General features: G+C 74.1%; 18 protein-coding genes and 1 pseudogene. 8 read left to right on the plus strand and 11 right to left on the minus strand.

Annotated features, from left to right (window positions below):
- Nucleotides 1-32 precede the first annotated feature (32 nt).
- From ABD296_RS38070 to ABD296_RS38100, 7 genes are read right to left on the minus strand one after another with little or no spacing between them, the layout of a single operon-like run.
- Complete coding sequence (locus tag ABD296_RS38070) at nucleotides 33-668, minus strand: aspartate/glutamate racemase family protein (RefSeq protein WP_344279126.1); 636 nt, start codon at nucleotides 666-668, stop codon at nucleotides 33-35.
- Nucleotides 668-2,029: an MmgE/PrpD family protein gene (locus ABD296_RS38075; protein ID WP_344279131.1), complete on the minus strand. Its 1,362-nt coding sequence runs from the start codon at nucleotides 2,027-2,029 to the stop codon at nucleotides 668-670. The genes ABD296_RS38070 and ABD296_RS38075 overlap by 1 nt, the downstream gene beginning before the upstream one ends.
- Nucleotides 2,026-2,727 (minus strand): ABC transporter ATP-binding protein, encoded by a 702-nt coding sequence (locus tag ABD296_RS38080; protein WP_344279134.1) that lies wholly within the window; start codon nucleotides 2,725-2,727, stop codon nucleotides 2,026-2,028. Before ABD296_RS38080 ends, ABD296_RS38075 begins: the two co-directional genes overlap by 4 nt.
- Complete coding sequence (locus tag ABD296_RS38085; RefSeq protein ID WP_344279137.1) at nucleotides 2,714-3,448, minus strand: ABC transporter ATP-binding protein; 735 nt, start codon at nucleotides 3,446-3,448, stop codon at nucleotides 2,714-2,716. The genes ABD296_RS38080 and ABD296_RS38085 overlap by 14 nt, the downstream gene beginning before the upstream one ends.
- A complete protein-coding gene (locus ABD296_RS38090; protein WP_344279140.1) occupies nucleotides 3,445-4,503 on the minus strand; it encodes a branched-chain amino acid ABC transporter permease in 1,059 nt (352 codons plus the stop codon). Before ABD296_RS38090 ends, ABD296_RS38085 begins: the two co-directional genes overlap by 4 nt.
- Complete coding sequence (locus ABD296_RS38095; protein WP_344279143.1) at nucleotides 4,500-5,483, minus strand: branched-chain amino acid ABC transporter permease; 984 nt, start codon at nucleotides 5,481-5,483, stop codon at nucleotides 4,500-4,502. The genes ABD296_RS38090 and ABD296_RS38095 overlap by 4 nt, the downstream gene beginning before the upstream one ends.
- On the minus strand, nucleotides 5,480-6,733 hold the full coding sequence (locus ABD296_RS38100; protein WP_344279146.1) for an ABC transporter substrate-binding protein: 1,254 nt from the start codon (nucleotides 6,731-6,733) through the stop codon (nucleotides 5,480-5,482). The genes ABD296_RS38095 and ABD296_RS38100 overlap by 4 nt, the downstream gene beginning before the upstream one ends.
- A gap of 238 nt (nucleotides 6,734-6,971) precedes the next feature.
- Here ABD296_RS38100 and ABD296_RS38105 point away from each other — a divergent pair, with 238 nt between their 5' ends.
- From ABD296_RS38105 to ABD296_RS38120, 4 genes are read left to right on the plus strand one after another with little or no spacing between them, the layout of a single operon-like run.
- Nucleotides 6,972-8,159 carry a CaiB/BaiF CoA transferase family protein gene (locus ABD296_RS38105; RefSeq protein WP_344279150.1) on the plus strand — a complete coding sequence of 396 codons (1,188 nt, stop codon included), beginning with the start codon at nucleotides 6,972-6,974 and terminating at the stop codon, nucleotides 8,157-8,159.
- Nucleotides 8,156-9,028 carry an HpcH/HpaI aldolase/citrate lyase family protein gene (locus tag ABD296_RS38110; RefSeq protein ID WP_344279153.1) on the plus strand — a complete coding sequence of 291 codons (873 nt, stop codon included), beginning with the start codon at nucleotides 8,156-8,158 and terminating at the stop codon, nucleotides 9,026-9,028. The genes ABD296_RS38105 and ABD296_RS38110 overlap by 4 nt, the downstream gene beginning before the upstream one ends.
- The gene (locus ABD296_RS38115) at nucleotides 9,025-9,843 is read left to right on the plus strand and encodes a cyclase family protein (RefSeq protein ID WP_344279156.1); all 819 of its coding nucleotides are present in this window, start codon (nucleotides 9,025-9,027) and stop codon (nucleotides 9,841-9,843) included. The genes ABD296_RS38110 and ABD296_RS38115 overlap by 4 nt, the downstream gene beginning before the upstream one ends.
- A complete protein-coding gene (locus ABD296_RS38120; RefSeq protein WP_344279159.1) occupies nucleotides 9,840-11,243 on the plus strand; it encodes an MmgE/PrpD family protein in 1,404 nt (467 codons plus the stop codon). The genes ABD296_RS38115 and ABD296_RS38120 overlap by 4 nt, the downstream gene beginning before the upstream one ends.
- 73 nt (nucleotides 11,244-11,316) lie before the next feature.
- On the opposite strand, the gene ABD296_RS38125 is transcribed toward ABD296_RS38120, so the two are convergent.
- Nucleotides 11,317-11,871 (minus strand): helix-turn-helix domain-containing protein, encoded by a 555-nt coding sequence (locus ABD296_RS38125; RefSeq protein ID WP_344279163.1) that lies wholly within the window; start codon nucleotides 11,869-11,871, stop codon nucleotides 11,317-11,319.
- Nucleotides 11,872-11,969: 98 nt separating this feature from the next.
- Here ABD296_RS38125 and ABD296_RS38130 point away from each other — a divergent pair, with 98 nt between their 5' ends.
- From ABD296_RS38130 to ABD296_RS38140, 3 genes are all read left to right on the plus strand, one after another.
- Nucleotides 11,970-12,701, plus strand: a complete 732-nt coding sequence (locus tag ABD296_RS38130) for an aspartate/glutamate racemase family protein (RefSeq protein WP_344279166.1) — start codon at nucleotides 11,970-11,972, stop codon at nucleotides 12,699-12,701.
- A gap of 128 nt (nucleotides 12,702-12,829) precedes the next feature.
- Nucleotides 12,830-13,675, plus strand: coding sequence for a cytochrome P450 (locus ABD296_RS38135; protein WP_344279169.1), 846 nt, complete (start codon nucleotides 12,830-12,832; stop codon nucleotides 13,673-13,675).
- Nucleotides 13,672-14,454 (plus strand): isocitrate lyase/PEP mutase family protein, encoded by a 783-nt coding sequence (locus tag ABD296_RS38140; RefSeq protein WP_344279172.1) that lies wholly within the window; start codon nucleotides 13,672-13,674, stop codon nucleotides 14,452-14,454. The genes ABD296_RS38135 and ABD296_RS38140 overlap by 4 nt, the downstream gene beginning before the upstream one ends.
- 3 nt (nucleotides 14,455-14,457) lie before the next feature.
- Here ABD296_RS38140 and ABD296_RS38145 read toward each other — a convergent pair whose 3' ends face one another.
- The 3 genes from ABD296_RS38145 to ABD296_RS38155 are packed head-to-tail and all read right to left on the minus strand — an operon-like array spanning nucleotide 14,458 to nucleotide 16,654.
- Nucleotides 14,458-15,894: an NAD(P)/FAD-dependent oxidoreductase gene (locus ABD296_RS38145; RefSeq protein ID WP_344279175.1), complete on the minus strand. Its 1,437-nt coding sequence runs from the start codon at nucleotides 15,892-15,894 to the stop codon at nucleotides 14,458-14,460.
- A gap of 50 nt (nucleotides 15,895-15,944) precedes the next feature.
- Complete coding sequence (locus ABD296_RS38150; protein ID WP_344279178.1) at nucleotides 15,945-16,532, minus strand: GNAT family N-acetyltransferase; 588 nt, start codon at nucleotides 16,530-16,532, stop codon at nucleotides 15,945-15,947.
- Nucleotides 16,529-16,654: a hypothetical protein gene (locus ABD296_RS38155; protein WP_344279181.1), complete on the minus strand. Its 126-nt coding sequence runs from the start codon at nucleotides 16,652-16,654 to the stop codon at nucleotides 16,529-16,531. The genes ABD296_RS38150 and ABD296_RS38155 overlap by 4 nt, the downstream gene beginning before the upstream one ends.
- A 183-nt stretch (nucleotides 16,655-16,837) precedes the next feature.
- Here ABD296_RS38155 and ABD296_RS38160 point away from each other — a divergent pair.
- Nucleotides 16,838-17,337, plus strand: a pseudogene (locus tag ABD296_RS38160) (GNAT family N-acetyltransferase); the annotation flags it as partial.

Consider the following 17,337-nt stretch of genomic DNA (forward strand, 5'->3'; position numbering starts at 1 on the left):
AAGAACGGCGATCATGCCCTCGCTTCGCTCGGTCATGACACCCTCCCGGCGACAAGGATCTCCAGCGCGAGCGCGGTCGGGTCGACGACCTGCGCCTTGAAGCGCCCTTCCTCCACGTCCACGGCGGAGCAGCCATTGATCACGGCGGCGGCGCCCTGCGCGGCGAGCGCGTCCACGGCCGCGCCGAGCGCGGCGTTCCACGTCTCCCCTTCGGCGACGGCGTCGAACGGCAGTTCCAGCACGGCGATCCCGGCGACGTAGGCGTCCAGCCCGTAGGCCTTGAGGCGGCGGCCCAGCTCCGCGCCGATCGCCTCGTTGCGCACCACGGCACCGAAACGGACATTCTTCGCAGCAAGCGCCATGCTACTCAGCCTCAGCAGCCCGTTGACCGGAACGCGCTGGTCAGCGGGCCCATCCGGGACGGCCGGGTCGAGGACGCAGTCCGGGAAAACGACGTCCCAGCCCTCACCGGCGGCGGCCAGGGCGGCGGCGACCTCGCGCTCGGAGACCCGGATCGACTCCTCGTCGTCCAGCGATCCGGGCGCGCCGGGGCCGACGTCGCGCAGCTCGATCGTCAGGCCGTCCGGGGCGAGCCGGTCGTAGCGGGCCTGCCGCCGGGCGATCTCCTCCGGCGGCAGATGGATCGGGGTCACGGCCAAAGCGCGCATCAACTCAGCTCCTTCTCAACGGTTCCGCCGGCCAGGCCGCGCAGCGCGTCGCCGGCGCGGGGCAGGTCCGGCAGGTCACGGGCGACCTCGGCGGCGCGGTCGACCAGGGCGGCGCGGCCGGGCAGCCACGCCTTGAGCATCCGGACGACGTCCCGCTCGGTCAGCGGCTCGTGGTCGGCGTCGCCGACCGGGTTGGGCTGCTCGCGCGTGAGGGACGTCCCGTCGTCCAGTTCGATCGTGACGCGGGCGGCGCGCTCGGCGGGCAGCCGCGCGGTCAGGTCGTCGGCGGCGGTGAGGCGGACGCGGCGGGCGAGGGCGCGCAGCGCCGGGTCGCCCAGCCGGGCGCCATCGGAGGCGCGCGGCCCGACCTCGCCGTCCAGCACCGCGGTCGCGACCACGAACGGCGTGGAGAACATCGCCGACAGCCGGTTGTCCCATTCGGGCGACCCGAGCCCGGCGCCGAGCGCGTGGGTCTCGACGAGGATCCGGGTGATCCGGGACGGGTCGAGGCCGTCGCGCAGCGGCAGCACGGCGTCGGCGGCCGGGTGGGTGAACGAGCACGACGCGTGCCGCTTGAAGTAGCCGCGGGTGATGTCCCACCGCTCGCCGAGAGCGTCCGTCAGCTCGCCGGGGTCGAATCCGCCGAGCAGGTCGCCGAGCGAGCCGGCGGCCGTGCCGGTGTTGCGGGCGAGTCCGGCGGCGGCCATCCGCGCCGCGACCAGACCGGACATGTTGGACGCGCCCATCCACGCGTCGCGCACCGGGTTCCCGTCCGTGGCGGACGAGAAGTGCCCCGCGACCGGCAGCCCGGCGCCGGCGACGATCGCCGCCGCGGTCGCCTCGGGGCCCAGGCCCAGCAGCCGGGCGCAGCCGGCGGCGGCGCCGGCGACGCCCCAGCTGCCGTGCGGGTGCGCGCCCGGCCGCAGCGAGGTCGCCCGCCCGAACCGGGACGCGACCGCGAAGGCCGCCAGCAGCGCGGCGGCCGTGTCCGGGCCGGGCGCGTCGAGCCCGGACGCCAGCGCCAGCACGGCCGGGAACCCGTGCGCGGCCGGATGCCCCTTGGCGTACTTGTTGCCCTCGTCCAGCTCCAGCGAGACCAGCGCCATCGCGTTCAGCCAGGCGGCGGCGTCCACGGTGACGGTCCGGCCCGCGCCGATCAGCGGGGCCGGGCCGTCCGGAGCGTTCCAAGCCGACCGCAGCGCGGCCTGCTCGTCCAGCGCCGCGCCGAGCGCGGTGACGCCGAGGACGTCCAGCAGGACGAGCGAGAGCCGGTCGAGCACCGGGCGCGGCACCGCCGCCGCGTCCAGCCCGGAGACCCACTCCCCCAGCCGCGCCGTCGCGTCTTTCGCTTCGGTGTTCACAATCCCAGGTAGGCCTTCCTGACTTCGGCGGATCCGGCCAGCTCGGCGCCGGTCCCGTGCAGCACGGTCGAGCCGCTCTCCAGCACGTAGGCGCGGTCGGCGATGCCGAGCGCCTGCTTGGCGTTCTGCTCGACCAGCAGCACCGCGACGCCGCTGTCGCGGATCGCCTTGACCGCGTCGAGCACCGCCCACGTGAGCTTGGGCGACAGGCCGGTGGACGGCTCGTCCAGCATCAGCAGCTTCGGGCGGGCCATCAGCGCGCGGCCGATCGCGAGCATCTGCTGCTGCCCGCCGGAGAACGTCTGCGCGACCGTGGCGCGGCGTTCGGCGAGGACGGGGAACAGTTCGAAGACCTCGCGCATCGCCTTGTCGATCTCGGCGGCGGGCCGCGTCCAGGCGCCCATCCGCAGGTTCTCCTCGACGGTGAGCGTGCCGAACAGCGCCCGGTCCTCGGGGACGTGCACCAGCCCGTCGCGGACGAGCTGGTCGGGGCGGCGGCCGTCGGTGGACGCGCCGCCGAACGTGATCGTCCCGGACGTGGCGCGCAGCTGCCCGCAGACGGCCCGCAGCGTGGTCGTCTTGCCCGCGCCGTTCGCGCCGACCAGGGCGACGATCTCGCCCGCGCCGACCTCCAGGTCGATCTCGTGCAGGATCCGCATCCGGCCGTAGCCGGCGCAGAGCTTGTCAATCCTCAGCATCGCCGGGCTCCTCTCCGAGGTAGGCCTCGATCACCCGGGGGTCGGAGGTGACCTGCTCGGCGGAGCCGGTGGCCAGCACCTGCCCCTGGTCGAGGACGAGAACCCGGTCCGACAGCCGCATGACGGCGGCCATGATGTGCTCGATGAACAGCAGCGTCGTCCCGTCCTCCTCGCGCAGCGCGGCGAGCAGGTCGAGGACGGGTTCGCGCTCGGCGGGGACGAGGCCGGCGAGGACCTCGTCCAGCAGCAGCACCTTCGGCCGCATCGCCAGGGCGCGGGCCAGTTCCAGGCGCTTGAGCCCTGCGGTCGGCAGTTCCGTCGCCGGGCGATGCGCCCACTGGCCGAGGCCGACGCGCTCCACCACCTCCATCGCCTCACCGCGCAGCTTGCGCAGCGGCTGCCGGCGGTGCTGGGCGGCCAGGCCGACGTTCTCCAGGACGCTCATGCTCCCGAACGGCCGCATCAGCTGGAACGTGCGGACCATGCCCGCGCGGGCGATCCGGTGCGGCGCGGCGCCGGTGACGTCCTTGCGGCCGAACACGACCCGGCCGGTGTCGGGCGCGATCGCGCCGCTGATCACGTTGAACAGGGTGGTCTTCCCGGCGCCGTTCGGGCCGATGATGCCGAGGATCTCGCCCGGCTCCACCTCGAACCCGACCTCCGACAGGGCGCGCAGGCCCCGGAAGTCCTTGCCGACGCCGTCGACGTCCAGCAGTTTCACCGCCGCCACCTCGCTTGGATCGTGCCGACGATGCCCTTCGGCAGCACCCGGACGATCAGGATGAGCAGGACCGCGTAGAGCGCGACGTCCAGGCCGCTGCGGCCCTGCAGGAAGTTCAGGAAGTCGGGGGGCGTGCGCAGCAGCGTCGCCGTCAGGTCCGACAGCGACCCGAGGATGATCGCGCCGACGACCGGGCCCCAGATGGTGCCGATCCCGCCGATCACCACGGTCGCGATCGCCTGGATCGACACCGACGAGCCGAACGCCAGGTCCGGGTTCACGAACAGGTAGTACTGCGTGTAGAACGCGCCGGCGACCGCGGTGATCGCCGCCGACAGCGCGACGGTGATCAACTTGTAGCGCATCACCGGGGTGCCGAGCGCGGCGGCGGCCACCTCGTCGTCGCGGATCGCGGTGACGTAGCGTCCCGTCCGCGAGTGCAGGAACAGGATGCTGACCAGCGCGGCGATCCCGGCGAGGGCGAGCGCGACCCAGAAGTAGGCGTGCGAGTCCGCCGGGAACTGGATCTTCCAGAGCGAGGAGCCCTGGATCAGCGGGACGCTGAACCCGACGGCCTTGTTCGTGAAGTCGGTGGTGGTGGCGATCAGCCGCAGCATCTCGGCGAACGCGAACGTCGCGAGGGCGAAGTAGGCGCCGCGCAGCTTGTAGCGGAATGCGAAGTAGCCGATGACCACGGCGACGACCGCGGCGACCGCCATCCCGGCGAGCATCCCGATCCACGGCGACACGTCGTGCTTCACCAGCAGGTACGCGCTGGTGTAGGCGCCGAGGCCGAAGAACGCGGCGTGCCCGAAGCTGAACATCCCGCCGAACCCGCTCATCACGTTCCAGCCGATGGCCATCAGCAGGAAGATCAGGATGCGGACCGCCACCGCGCCCATCGCGGGCGGCAGCACCAGCGGCAGCGGGATCGCGACGACCAGCAGCACGGCGAGGACGATCAGCTGCCGGTTCTGCGGGCGCAGCGGCGGCGCCTTGACCGGGCCGACCGCGCCGCCCGTCTCCCGCCCGCCGGCGATGGTGATATCGGTCATGACCTTCTCCCGAACAACCCCTGAGGCCGCAGGAACAGCACGACCAGGAACACGACGAACACCCCGAGCAGCGAGCTCTGCCCGCCCATGTAGATGGTGGTGAGCTGCTCGACCAGCCCGATCAGCAGGCCGCCGACCAGCGCCCCCGCCACGTTGCCCATGCCGCCGAGCACGACCACCACGAACGCGGTGATGTTGAACTGGTCGCCGAGCGTCGGCGTCACGGTCACCAGCGGCGCGGCCAGCACGGCGGCGGCACCGGCGCAGGCCGTCCCGATCGCGAACGTGAGCGTGTGGACGCGGCGGACGTTCACGCCGACCAGCTCGGCGCCCTGCCCGTTCGCGGCGACCGCGCGGATCGCGGTGCCGAACCGGGTGCGGCGCAGCAGGTAGAACAGCACCGCGCCGATCAGGATCGCGCCGATGAACGCGTACAGCCGGCCGCCGGTCACCACCGCGCCGAACAGCGAGAACTGGAAGTCGCCGGGCAGCGCGACGCTCTTGGGCTCGGCGCCGAAGAACATCAGCAGCCCGTTCTCCAGCAGCAGCGACAGCCCGAGGGTGATCAGCAGCTGGTTCTCCAGCGTCGCGCCGCCCGAGCCGCTGAGCAGGCCGCGGTGCACGACCGCGCCGATGAGGAACAGCGCGGGCACCGCGATGACGAGGGTGAGGTAGGGGTGCAGGCCCGTGCCCTGCACCACCCCGAAGGCGATGAACATCGCGACGGCCAGCAGGGCGCCGTGCGCGAAGTTGACGATGTCCAGCACGCCGAAGATCAGCGTGAGGCCCATCGCGATGAGCCCGTAGAGCCCGCCGGTCAGCAGGCCGGTCACCACCGACTGCCAGACGACCAGGCCGCTGCCGGACCGGATCAGCGCGACCGCGATGGCGATCGCGACCAGGCCGCCGGTGAGGGCGGCGCGCTTGAGGACGGGGCCGCTCAGGGCCGCCGCTCTGATGTTCGCAGTTGTGTCGCTCATGGCCGCCACGTCACCGAGTAGTTGGGCTGGGATTCGGCCTTGTCCTGGGGATAGACCTGCTTGATCTGCCCGTTCTGCACCTGCATCAGGACGGGCAGCGCGTTCTTGTTGTCGCCGTTGGGCGCGAAGGCGATCGGCCCGGTGCCGACGGTCAGCGGCTGCACCTGCGACGCGGCGATCGCGGCGCGGACCTTCTCCGGGTCGGTGCTCGCCGCCCGCTCCACGCCCTGCGCGATCACCTGGACGGCGTCGTAGGCGAGGACGGCGCCGGTCCGCATCGGCGCGCCGTAGCGCTTCTGGTACTCGGCGCGCAGCTTGGCCGTCGCGGGGTTCTTCGCGTCGTAGTGGTAGTTGGTGCTGAAGTAGCGCTCGCCCAGCGAGCCGACGTCGCTGACGAACTTCGGCTGGTCGAACGCGCCGTCCGACACGCCCCACACCGCGTTCAGGTTCGGCTTCACCGCGTTGATCGCCTTGGCGGCGAGGAGCCCGTCCCGGTAGTAGCCGGCGACGGCCAGCACGTCCGCGCCGGACGCCTTGACCTGGGTGATCTGCGCGGTGAGGTCGGACGCGGTGACCGCGTCGTAGCTGATGTTCGGGCCCATCTGGATACCGAGCTTCTTCGCCGCCTTGGCGAACGCCTCGGCGGCGCCGGTGCCGAAGTCGGTCTGCTCGTGCAGGAACGCCACCTTCTTGACGGGCCTGCCCGCCTTCTCGGAGACCTCCTTGAGGTAGCGGGCCGCCGCGCCCGCGATCGCCGCGCTGCCCGGCTGCACCCGGAACGAGTACTTGTAGCCGTGCGAGAAGATCGCATCCGACGCGGTCACGTCCATGACGAAGGGGACGCGGTTGCGTTCGGCGACGACGGACACGTTCGTGCTGACGGCGCTCTGGTAGGTGCCGACGAGGCCGACCGATCCCTCGGAGATGAGGCGCTGCGCCTCGCTCTGGCCGACCTCCGCCTTGCCCTGGGTGTCGCCGGTCTCCAGCTCCACCTTGCGGCCGCCGAGGGACTTGATGCCCCCGGCGGCGTTGAGGGCCTCGACCGCCATCTGCGCGCCGCGCCGCATCTGCTGGCCGTCGACCGCGTTCGCGCCGCTGACCGGGTGCAGGGCGCCGATCCTGACCGGGCCGCTGTCGCGGCCGGCCGCGGCCCCGGCGGCGCCGGACGGCGCCGAGCCGCCGCAGCCGGCGGTGGCGGCCAGCAGGGCCGCGCACGCGCCGAGCCCGGCGACGAGCTTTCGAGCCGACATTCACCTCTCCTGCCCGCCCGGCGCAGGCTCTTCGAGATCGTTCCGCTAAGAGGAACGCCGGGCCACTGATGCGACATCGTGGCATCCATCACGTGACCTGGTCAATATCTAGGGGAAACTTGACGAAACTCGACAGCCGGTGCCAACTTGAAGACATCAGGCGCCGCGAGTGCGCGGCATCCTGTACCTCAACTTGTTCCGCGTAGCGAAACATTCAGACCCGAAGGCGGTACCGCCCATGCCCGACGCCCTGTCCGGAGTCCGCGTGCTCGACGCGGCCACGCTGTTCGCCGGGCCGCTGGCGGCGACGCTGCTCGCCGACTTCGGGGCCGAGGTCGTCAAGATCGAGCACCCGAAGGGCGACCCGGTGCGCAGCCACGGCGCCCGCCGCGACGGCGTCGGGCTGTGGTGGAAGATGCTCGGCCGCAACAAGAAGGCGATCACCCTCTACCTCGGCTCCCCCGAGGGCCAGGAGATCTTCCGCCGGCTCGCCGCCGACGCCGACGTGGTGATCGAGAACTTCCGGCCCGGCACGCTGGAGCGCTGGGGGCTCGGCTACGACGAGCTGAAGAAGATCAATCCGCGGCTGGTGCTGGCGCGGGTCACCGGGTTCGGGCAGACCGGCCCCTACTCGCGGCGGCCCGGTTTCGGCACGCTCGCCGAGGCCATGAGCGGGTTCGCCGCGATCACCGGTGAGCCGGACGGCCCGCCGACCCTGCCGCCGTTCGGCCTCGCCGACGGGATCGCCGCGCTGACCACCGCGTTCGCGGTGATGACCGCGCTGCGCGCGCGGGAGGCGACCGGCGAGGGCCAGGTCGTCGACCTGGCGATCATCGAGCCGATCCTCACCCTGCTCGGCCCGCAGATCATCACCTACGACCAGCTCGGCGAGCTGCAGGCCCGCACCGGCAACCGGTCGCACAACAACGCGCCGCGCAACACCTACCGGACCCGCGACGGCGGCTGGGTCGCGATCTCCACCAGCGCCCAGTCGATCGCCGAGCGGGTGATGCGGCTGGTCGGCCGGCCCGAGTACATCGACGAGCCGTGGTTCGCCACCGGCGCCGAGCGCGCCGAGCACGCCGACGAGCTGGACGAGGCCGTCGGCTCCTGGATCGCGCGGCGCGACCGCGACGACGTCGTGAAGGCGTTCGAGGAGGCCGAGGCCGCCGTCGCCCCGATCTACACCGCCGCCGACGTCATGACCGACCCGCAGTTCGAGGCGCTCGGCACCATCGCCACCGTCCCCGACGACGAGCTCGGCCCGGTGAGGATGCAGAACGTGCTGTTCCGGCTGTCGCAGACGCCGGGGCACATCGACTCGGCCGGGCCGCCGCTCGGCGCGCACACCGCCGAGATCCTCGGCCGCTACGGGGTAGGCGAAGCGGAGCTGGACGAGCTGCGCGCCAAGGGGGTGGTGAAGTGACCGGGCCGGAGCATCCGCACCGGACCTGGCTGTACGTCCCCGGCGACCGTCCCGACCGCATCGGCAAGGCCCTGGACTCGGACGCCGACGCGGTCGTCCTCGACCTGGAGGACGCCGTCGCCCCCGACGCCAAGGACACGGCCCGCCGCACCGTCGCGCGTGTCCTGGCTGAGGGCCGGCCCGCCTACGTCCGGATCAACGCGCCCGGCACCCCCGACGGCGACGCCGACATCGGGCTTCTGGCGTCCACGCCCGGCGCGCTCGCCGGAGTGCGGATCCCCAAGTGCGAAGACCCCGGCGTGCTGCGCCGCGTCGCCGACGCGCTCGGCGTGCCGGTGTTCCCCGTCCTGGAGTCGGCGCTCGGGGTGGAGAACGCGCTGGCCATCGCCACCGCGCACCCGCTGGTCGCCGGCATCTCGCTCGGCGAGGCGGACCTGTCGGCCGACCTGCGGGTGTCCGGCGGCGACGCGCTGGCCTGGCCGCGCTCGCGGGTGGTCGTCGCCGCCCGCGCCGCCGGGCTGCCGTCCCCGCCGCAGAGCGTGTGGACCGCCGTCCGCGACCTGGACGGCCTGCGCGCCGACACGGTCGCGGGCCACCGGGCCGGGTTCTTCGGCCGCTCGGTGATCCACCCCGCACAGATCCCCGTCGTGCACGAGGCCTGCGCGCCCGACCCCGCCGACGTCGCCTGGGCGCGCGGCCTCATGGACCAGCTCACCGAGCGCGCCGGCTCGGCCGGCGCCGCCGCGTGGATCGACTCCGCCGGCCGGTTCGTGGACAAGGCGGTCGTCGAGCGCGCCTCCTGGCTGCTCGCCGTCGCCGCGTCGGCCCACCGGTCCGCCGAACAACAGAAGGAAGGCTCCCCGTCATGACCACCCAGGATCCGCTGCTCGCGGCGGTCGCCCGCGGCGTCCGGCTGATCGAGCTCGGCCAGCCGTTCTTCACCGGCATGCCCTGCTCCCCGAACCACCCCGGATTCCGGATGACGCTGATCCGGCGGCACGGCGACATGGAGCGCCCGGACGGCGGGTCGGCCGCCAACGAGATCATCGTGACCGGCGGGCACGTCGGCACCCACATCGACGCGCTGTCGCACGTCAGCCACGACGGCGAGCTGCACGGCGGGATCGACGCCGCCGAGGCGCAGCGCGGCGGGGCCTTCACCAGCCACGGCGCCGAGAACCTGCCCGGCCTGCTGCGCCGCGGCGTGCTGCTGGACGTCGCCGCCGTGCACGACGTCGCCACGCTGCCGCCCGGCTACGGGGTGACCGCCGAGGACCTGGAGCTGGCCGCGAAGCGGGCCGGGGCCGAGCCCGGCGAGGGCGACGTCGCACTGATCCGTACCGGCTGGTCCCGCAACTTCGGCGACACCACCGCCTACCTCGGCAAGGAGACGGGCGTGCCCGGCGCGACGCCGGACGCGGCCCGCTGGCTCGCCGACCGGAAGATCGTCGCGACCGGCGCCGACACCACCGCATACGAGCAGATCCCGGCGGGCGCGGGCCACGCGGTGCTGCCCGTCCACCGGATCCTGCTGGTGGAGTCGGGGATCTTCATCATGGAGCACCTGAACCTGGAGGCACTGGCCGAGGCCGGGCTGCACGAGTTCGCGTTCCTGCTCGCCCCGCTGCGGATCAAGGGCGGCACCGGCTCCCCCGTCCGCCCGCTCGCGGCGGTGTCGGCATGACGGCCCCGACCCCGGTGCAGCGGCTCGCCGCGCTCGCCGCCGACGCACGGGCGGACGGGCTGCCCGCCGACCTGCGCGCCGACGCCGCACGCCGCGTCCTGGACGCGCTCGGCAACAGCCTCGGCGCGACCGGCGAGGCACCGGCCCGCGCGGTCGGGGAACTGGTGGCCGAGTGGGGCGGCGCGGGACGCGCCACCGCGATCGGCACCGGTTCCCGGCTCCCCGAACCCAGCGCCGCCCTGCTGAACGGCACCCTCGCCCACTCGCTCGACTTCGACGACACACATCTGCCTTCGGTGCTGCACCCGTCCGCGTCGGTCGTGCCCGCAGCGCTCGCGGTCGCCGAAGCGCGCGGTGCCACCGGCGCGGCACTGCTGGACGCGGTGGGTGTCGGCGTGGAGATCACCGTCCGGCTCGGCATGGCCGGATACGACAGCGAGCTGGGCAACTCGGTGTTCTTCGAGCGCGGCCAGCACGCCACCGCGATCTGCGGCGCCGTCGGCGCGGCGGCGTCCGCCGCGATGCTGTCGGGCCTGGACGCGGGCGGGATCGCGCACGCGATGGGCGTCGCCGCCAGCATGGGCTCGGGAATCCTGGAGGCCAACCGGACGGGCGGCACCGTCAAGCGGATCCACTGCGGCTGGGCCGCGCACGCCGCCGTCACCGCCGCCGGCCTCGCGCGTACCGGCATCACCGGCCCGCCGACCGTGTTCGAGGGACGGTTCGGCTTCCTCCAGGCGTGGTGCGGCGACCAGGTCGACCTCGGCGCGCTCACCGACCGGCTGGGCGAGCACTGGGAACTGCCCGGGATCTTCTTCAAGCCGTACCCGTGCAACCACTTCACCCACGCGGGCATCGACGCCGCGTTGAGGCTCCGCGCGCGGGGGCTCGACCCGTCCGACATCGAGGGCATCGAGCTGGGGGCGCCGACCGCCGTGCTGCGGACGATCGGCGAGCCCCGCGAGGACAAGGTGCGCCCCAAGTCGGGGTACCACGCCGCGTTCTCCGGCCCGTACACGGTCGCGGCGGCGCTCCTGGGCGGCGGCGGGCTCGGCGTCTTCCACGAGGACTTCACCGACGAGGCCGCCGCGGATCCGGAACGGCTCGCACTGGCGGCCAAGGTCCGCTGCGTGCCGGACGCGCGCTGCGACGAGATCTTCCCGCACCAGTTCCCGGCCGTCCTGCGCGTGACGACCCGCGACGGCGCCGTCCTGGAGGAGCGCGTGGACGCCAACCGCGGCGGCCCCGGCAACCCGCTGTCGGCCGAGGAGCTGGCGACCAAGTTCCGCCTCAACGCCACCCGCCGCGTCACCCCCGACCAGGCCGACAAGATCACCGACCTGACCTACGGCCTCGCCGACGTCGACGACCTGAGCCCCCTCACCGCCCTGCTCAGCTGACCGAACAACGTTCACTTGCGGCGAGTCGTCGTTATGGCGCCGCTCATAACGACGACTCGCCGCAAGTCGACGGTCAGGTGTGCTCCATGACGAAGATCGCCGTGGTGCCGGGGGCGAGGGCGCGGAAGACGTGGGGGGCGTCGCCCGGGTAGGCGATGTAGTCGCCCGGGGCCAGTTCGACCGGGTCGTCCTGCGGGCCCGCGAGCGCGCGGCCGGTGCTCAGGACCACGTGTTCGGTGGTGCCGGGCATGTGCGGGTCGGACGAGTGCGGCCCGCCCGGCTCCGCCGTGACGCGGTAGACGTCGCGGCGGGCGTTGGGCGGGCAGGACGCCAGCAGCGTCGCCGCGTAGTCCGCCTGCTCGGAGCGGGTGGCGGGGCCTTCTCCGGCGCGGACGACCCGCACGCCCGCCCGCGGCGGGTCGACCAGCCGGCTGAACGGCACGTCGAGCGCCGCGCCGAGCGACCACAGCGTCTCCACGCTCGGGTTCCCGGTGCCCGCCTCCAGCTGGGACAGCGTCGACTTGGCGAGACCCGCGCGCCGGGCCAGCTCGGTCTGGGACAGCCCGGCGCGCGCCCGCTCCCGGCGGATCGAGGCGGCGATCTGCGCGATCAGGTCGGCGTTGCCCATGTGTTCGCTCCAGACGTCCAGGTGTTCAGTTTGACGAACACAACTGCCTGGCGTTCACTGTACTGGACGGTCGTTCGCTATGCCGGACAGGAGTGACCATGGAGCATCTCGGGATCCTCGCCCACAGCGCGGAGGGCGCCGCGCTGTGCTTCCGCGCCTTCTGCCATGAGGGCTTCCGCGAGCTGGGCCCCGACGACCACCCCGACGTCACGCTCGACCTGATCGCGCTGGCCCGCAGCATGCCGGCGTGGGCCGCGGGCGACCACGACGCGGTCCGCGCCATCCTCGCCGAGAGCGTCCGGCGGCTCGCCGCCGCTGGGGCGACGTTCTTCGCCTGCCCGGACAACACCGCCCACATGGCGCTGGAGCGGCTCCGCGACGACCTGGCGCTGCCCGCCCTGCACATCGCCCAGGTCGTCGCCGGAAGGGCCGCCCGCGACGGGCGGCGCCGCGTCGGCGTCCTCGGCACCCGCTACACCATGGACGGCCCCGTCTACCCCCGCGAACTCGCCGCACACGGCATCGAGGCGGTGGTGCCGGACGCCGCCGACCGCGCCCGCGTCCACGAGATCATCTTCGCGGAGCTGGTGAACGGCGTCGTCACCGAGGAGTCGCGCCGCGAGTACGTGCGGATCATCGAGCGGCTCGCCGGGCGCGGCTGCGACGCCGTCGCCCTGGTCTGCACCGAGATCCCGCTGCTGGTCACGCCGGAGGTGTCGCCGCTGCCGACGCTGGACTCCACGCGGCTGCTCGCCCGCGCCGCCTTCGAGACGGCCGCCGGGCGCGCTCCCCTGCCGTCCTGGCGAGGCGGGCCGGCCGTCACCGCCTGAGGCGGCGGGCCGGCGCCGAGCGGGCGTCCTTGACCGTGCCCGGCTGGTCGAGTCCCTCACCGGCATCCTCGACCGCGCGGCCGACATTTCGACCGGCGACGAAGTGAGCCGTCCCTAGATTCAGAGACATGGCGAACACAGATCTGACCATCGCCCGGCACGCCGAGGTCGGCGCCGTCCTCGCCGACGAGCGCTTCGCCGTCCCCGTGGTGGACGGCGGGGCGCCAAGGGGTTCGCTGGCCTGGTTGCGCGGCGCCGTCTGCCGGTTCAGCGAAGGCGCCGACCACGACCGGCGGCTGGGCGTCGTGGTGAAGGCGCTGGACGAGCTGGACGCGGCGGACCTGCGGCGGCGCGCCCGCGAACGCGTGCTCGCCGGAGAGGAACCGGACCTGGCCCCGATCGCGGCACTGGGCGAGGCGCTCGGCGTCACCGACCTCGACGCGCTGGTCGACGCGGTGCCGCTCGCCTCGTCCGGCTACCTCACCGGGGCCGGACGGGACGGCTCGGACGAGGCCGTCGCGACCCTGGTCCGGCTGCTCGGACCGGGACCGGACGAGGAGGTCGCCAACCGCATCGCCGTCTTCACGCAGGCGTGCGACGCGACCGCCGCGCTCGTCGGCAAGGTGCTGCCGCTGTCGCGGCGCCCCGAGGCGCGCGGGTGCCCGATCGAGGCCGTCATCGCCGAGACGCTTCGCTACGACCCGCCCATCCCGGCCATGCGCCGCGTCGCCCGCGAAGAGGTCGACTTCCAGGGGCGGCACATCGCCGAGGGGACGGCCGTGACGCTCGATCTGCGGGCGGCCAACCGCGACCCGGCGGTGTTCACCGAACCGGACCGTTTCGACCCCGCGCGCAGGGAACCTCCCCATCTGACCTTCGGCGCCGGACGGCGGCCCTGCCCCGGCGCGGACCACGCCGTGCAGCTGACGGCCGGCGTGGTCGAGGCCCTCAACGAACTGGAGGCGGTCCGATGACCAGCGCGGAGACCTTCCACGACCTGCACCGCGGAGACCGGCCGCTGCTCCTGCCGAACGCGTGGGACTTCGCGACCGGCGCGGCGCTGGTGAAGGCCGGGTTCCCGGCGGTCGGAACGACCAGCCTCGGCGTCGCGGCGGCGGCCGGGAAGACCGACGCGACCGGCGACGCGCGCGACGAGACGCTCGCGCTGGCGCGGAACCTGTCGCGGCTGCCCGTCCCGGTCACGGTCGACATCGAGGGCGGCTTCTCCACGCGGGTCGCCGACGTCGCCGAACTCGCGACCGAACTGGCCTCGTTCGGCATCGCCGGCGTCAACCTGGAGGACGGGCGCGCGGACGGCACGCTCACGCCGCTCGACCACCAGACGACGACCATCGCGGCGGTGAAGCGGGCCGCGCCGCAGGTGTTCCTGAACGCCCGCACCGACACGCTCTGGCTTGCGGACGGCGAGCCCGACCTGAAGGAGACGCTCCGGCGGGTCCGGGCGTTCGCCGACGCGGGCGCGGACGGCGTCTTCGTCCCCGGCATCGCCGCCGACGATGACGTCCGGGCCGTCGTCGAGGCCGTCGACCTGCCGCTGAACGTGCTGTTCATGCCGGGGAAGACCGACGTCGGGCGGCTGGCCGAGCTGGGCGTCCGGCGGGTGAGCACGGGATCGCTGCTGTTCCGCAAGGCGCTCGAGGCCGCGGTCGCCACCGCCCTGGACGTCACCGGCCACGGCGAGGACGCCCCCGCGTTCTCCTACGGCGACATCCAGGACCTGGTCTCGCGCTAGGCGTCAGTGGCCCGTGATCGCGTCGGCGAGACGGGCGAGCGGGGACGTCCGCGCCGACGACGTGGCGGACTCGCGGGCGTCCGCCGCCCGGTACAGCGCGTACATCGCGTGGACGCCGAGCCAGCGCAGCGGCTCGGGCTCCCAGCGGCGGACGCGCCGGTCCACCCACGGCAGCGCGGTCAGCTCGGTGTCCTCGCGGAGGACGAGGTCGCGCAGCGTGCGGCCCGCGAGGTTGGACGTGGCGACGCCGTGGCCGGTGTAGCCGCCCGCGTAGCCGAGCCCGGCGGCGTGGTCGACCACGACGGTCGAGCACCAGTCGCGGGGCACGCCGAGGACGCCCGACCAGGCGTGCGCGACGCGTCCGTGCTCGGCGGCTGCCGGGAACATCGCGGCCAGCACCGACCACAGCGCGGCGACGGTCGCGGGCTGCGTCCGGCCGCCGTCGTCCACCCGGGACCCGTAGCGGTACGGCCTGCCCCGGCCGCCGAAAGCGATGCGGTCGTCGGCGGTCCGCTGCGCGTACATGTAGTAGTGGGCGAGGTCGCCGAACAGCTCGCGGCGCCGCCAGCCGATCGCGTCCCACACCGCGGCCGGGAGCGGCGTCGTGACGATCATCGAGCTGTTCATCGGCAGCCAGTCGCGGTGGTGGCCGCCGACCCCGGCGGTGAACCCCTCGGTCGCGCGCAGCACGTAATCGGCGGTGACCGTGCCGTACGGGGTGACGGCGGCGGCCGGGACGGCGCCGCGGCGCGGGTTGATCCGCACCACCGGGGTCCGCTCGTGGACGTCGACGCCGAGGCCGCGGACGGCCGCCGCCAGGCCTTGGACGAGCTTCGCCGGCTGCACGCGGGCGCAGTGCGGGCTCCATGCGGCGCCGGTCGCGCCGGCGACGCGCAGCCGCTCGTCGCGCTCGGCGGCGGGCAGCGGGACCAGGTCCTCCTCCGTCCAGCCCCAGTCGCGCGCCTCGGCGACCATCGCGGCGAGCCGGGCGCGCTGGGCGGGGTTGCGCGCGACGTGCAGCACCCCGCTCTTGACCAGGTCGGCGTCGATGCCCTCGTCCGCGGCCACCCGGACGACCTCGTCGACCGCGTCGAACATCGCGTGCTGCAGCGCGACCGCCGCGAACCGGCCGTGCCGGGCGGCGTAGCGCTCCCGCGACCCGGCGATCTCGCCGAGCACCCAGCCGCCGTTGCGGCCGGACGCGCCGAACCCGGCGAACTCGCGCTCCAGCACGACGACGCGCAGGTCGGGGCGGGCGCGCTTGAGGTAGTAGGCCGTCCAGAGGCCGGTGTAGCCGGCGCCGACGACGCAGACGTCGGCGGCGCGCGGGCCGGGAAGGCGGGGCCCCGGCTCGGGGCGGCCGGTCCCCCGGTACCAGTGGGAGACGCCGCCGTTGGCGAAACCGGGCGCCAGCGGCACCCGCCCGGACGAGGAGCTCATGCGCCCATACTGCTGTATCCGGCAATCGATCCGGTAGTGGGCGACGGATTCTAGGGGACGGCGTCGATTCCACGACGGGATCCGAGCCAACCGGAGCGGTCGGCGGCATAGTAGGCCGCGCCGTCGGGGCCGTCCGCCCCGCTGCGCCACGGCCGCATGCCCAGGCTCGCGGCGACCTCGGCGGACACCGCGCTGGCCGGGTCGATCTCCGCGGTGACGCGGCGCAGCCCGACCACCCCGAACGCGTAGTCCAGCACGGCGCGGGACGCCTCGGCGGCCAGCCCCTGCCCCCACCGGTCCGGCTCCAGGCTGTAGAGGATCTCCACGTCCACCCCCCGGTCGAACGGGCCCTCGTGGCCGCGCAGCCCCGCCACCCCGATCAGCGGCGCGCCCGGCCTCGGCTCGGCCGCCCGCCACCCGCGCGGCAGCGGCCGCAGCGCCCACAGCCCGTAGCCCTCGGTGGCGAAGTCCCGCTCGCTGGTCTCGATGATCTCGGTGACCTGCACGGGCGAGATCGAGGCGCCGTCGAACAGGTGCCGGCGGACGAGCGGGCCCGTCCAGTGCCTCAGCAGCGCGTGGCGGTCGCGCAACCCGATCGGGTGCAGGGCGAGCCGCATCGTCCGCAGCGTGTCGCTCATCCGGGGGCCCGTTTCTCGTGGGCCGGCTCGAGCGAGCCGGGCGACGGCAGGGGCGGGCGGGCCGCGAACGGCCCGGCCGGGCGTTGGTCGTTGACGCGCTCACCGGTCACGGGGTCGATCACTTACCGCACGCTAGGCCGTCGCGCCTGGCGCCTCAAGACCCGGTCCGGAATGTGAAACCGCGCGCTCACGATGACGTAGCGCCCGCGTAACAGCGCTGAGCCAGCCTGGACACGTCCGCACCGAGCACGACCGGACACGGTTCGCACGCGACCGGGCCCCCCGGCCCCGGAAGGGAACGTTCCATGCCGCTGCTCCGCATCCGCACCGAGATCGAGGACCGGCCAGGCCGGCTGGCCCTGCTGACCGCCGCGCTGGCCGGCCGCGGCGCCAACATCCTCGCCCTGTCCGTCCAGATGGACGACGGCGGCGTGGTGGACGAGTTCCTCGTCGACGTCCCCGGCGGGGGCGCCGACGCGCGGGACCTGGCCGAGACGCTCGGCGCCGCCGGCGGCATCCGGACCGCCGTCCGCCCGGCCCGGCCGCGCGAACTGGTGGACGAGCCGACGCGGGCGCTGGTCCTGGCGGCCCGGCTGCGCGCCGAGGCGCACGCGGTGCCGGAGGTGCTGGCCGAACTGCTGCGCGCCGACGAGGCCGGATGGGCGCCGCCCGCCGAGGACGCGGAGGACGACGCCTGCGTCCTGACCGTCCCGATGGGGCACGGCCGCGCCGTCCGGCTGCGGCGGTACGGCCTGCCGTTCACCACCACCGAGGCGGCGCGCGCCGACGCGCTGGTCCGCGCGGC

It is taken from the genome of Actinomadura napierensis (genome assembly GCF_039529375.1).
GTDB lineage: Bacteria > Actinomycetota > Actinomycetes > Streptosporangiales > Streptosporangiaceae > Spirillospora > Spirillospora napierensis.

Excerpts from the sequence above, each read along its gene's own strand:
- ABD296_RS38070 (WP_344279126.1), bottom strand. The coding sequence starts at position 668 with ATGCGCGCTTTGGCCGTGACCCCGATCCATCTGCCGCCGGAGGAGATC.
- ABD296_RS38080 (WP_344279134.1), bottom strand. The coding sequence starts at position 2,727 with ATGCTGAGGATTGACAAGCTCTGCGCCGGCTACGGCCGGATGCGGATC.
- ABD296_RS38090 (WP_344279140.1), bottom strand. The coding sequence starts at position 4,503 with ATGACCGATATCACCATCGCCGGCGGGCGGGAGACGGGCGGCGCGGTC.
- ABD296_RS38095 (WP_344279143.1), bottom strand. The coding sequence starts at position 5,483 with ATGAGCGACACAACTGCGAACATCAGAGCGGCGGCCCTGAGCGGCCCC.
- ABD296_RS38100 (WP_344279146.1), bottom strand. The coding sequence starts at position 6,733 with ATGTCGGCTCGAAAGCTCGTCGCCGGGCTCGGCGCGTGCGCGGCCCTG.
- ABD296_RS38105 (WP_344279150.1), top strand. The coding sequence starts at position 6,972 with ATGCCCGACGCCCTGTCCGGAGTCCGCGTGCTCGACGCGGCCACGCTG.
- ABD296_RS38115 (WP_344279156.1), top strand. The coding sequence starts at position 9,025 with ATGACCACCCAGGATCCGCTGCTCGCGGCGGTCGCCCGCGGCGTCCGG.
- ABD296_RS38120 (WP_344279159.1), top strand. The coding sequence starts at position 9,840 with ATGACGGCCCCGACCCCGGTGCAGCGGCTCGCCGCGCTCGCCGCCGAC.
- ABD296_RS38125 (WP_344279163.1), bottom strand. The coding sequence starts at position 11,871 with ATGGGCAACGCCGACCTGATCGCGCAGATCGCCGCCTCGATCCGCCGG.
- ABD296_RS38130 (WP_344279166.1), top strand. The coding sequence starts at position 11,970 with ATGGAGCATCTCGGGATCCTCGCCCACAGCGCGGAGGGCGCCGCGCTG.
- ABD296_RS38135 (WP_344279169.1), top strand. The coding sequence starts at position 12,830 with ATGGCGAACACAGATCTGACCATCGCCCGGCACGCCGAGGTCGGCGCC.
- ABD296_RS38140 (WP_344279172.1), top strand. The coding sequence starts at position 13,672 with ATGACCAGCGCGGAGACCTTCCACGACCTGCACCGCGGAGACCGGCCG.
- ABD296_RS38145 (WP_344279175.1), bottom strand. The coding sequence starts at position 15,894 with ATGAGCTCCTCGTCCGGGCGGGTGCCGCTGGCGCCCGGTTTCGCCAAC.
- ABD296_RS38150 (WP_344279178.1), bottom strand. The coding sequence starts at position 16,532 with ATGAGCGACACGCTGCGGACGATGCGGCTCGCCCTGCACCCGATCGGG.